Origin of the sequence: uncultured Pelagimonas sp., assembly GCF_947498515.1 — a bacterium.
In the GTDB taxonomy this organism is placed as follows: domain Bacteria; phylum Pseudomonadota; class Alphaproteobacteria; order Rhodobacterales; family Rhodobacteraceae; genus Pelagimonas.
Map to the genome: position 1 here is coordinate 1 of NZ_CANMKO010000038.1, position 472 is coordinate 472.

Genomic DNA, 472 nt, shown 5'->3' on the forward strand with positions numbered 1-472 from the left:
GTCTCTTCGGTGAACTGCCCCGTGGTGCCCAAACTGCCAAACACTTCGTCGGTGGAAATGTGATGAAAGCGGAAGCTCTCGGGCTTGTCTTGAGCCATCCAATATGTCCGCGCCGCTTCGAGCATATTGTAGGTGCCGGTGATGTTGGTCTCGATGAAATCGCCCGGCCCGTCGATCGAACGATCCACATGGCTTTCGGCCGCCAAATGCATCACCGCATCAGGCGCGTGTTTGGCAAACACCCCGTCCAACGCCGCGCGGTCGCGAATATCCACCTGTTCAAACGCATAGCCCGGCGCATCCGCAACGCTGGCAACATTCTCGAGGCAGGCCGCATAGGTCAGCGCATCAAGGTTCACAACCTCGTGCCCCGCACCAATCGCCTGGCGCACAACCGCAGACCCAATAAAACCTGCACCACCCGTTACCAATATCTTCATCTCTTAGCCTTCCCAATCAAACGGACTCTCGA

1 protein-coding gene is annotated in these 472 nt (G+C 57.4%); it reads right to left on the minus strand.

Features of this window, described 5'->3' with window-relative positions; all coding sequences use genetic code 11:
• Nucleotides 1–440, minus strand: a 440-nt coding sequence (locus Q1A43_RS22415) for a GDP-mannose 4,6-dehydratase (protein ID WP_299939066.1), incomplete at its 3' end; no start/stop codon positions are given.
• Between the last annotated feature and the right edge of the window lie 32 nt (nt 441–472).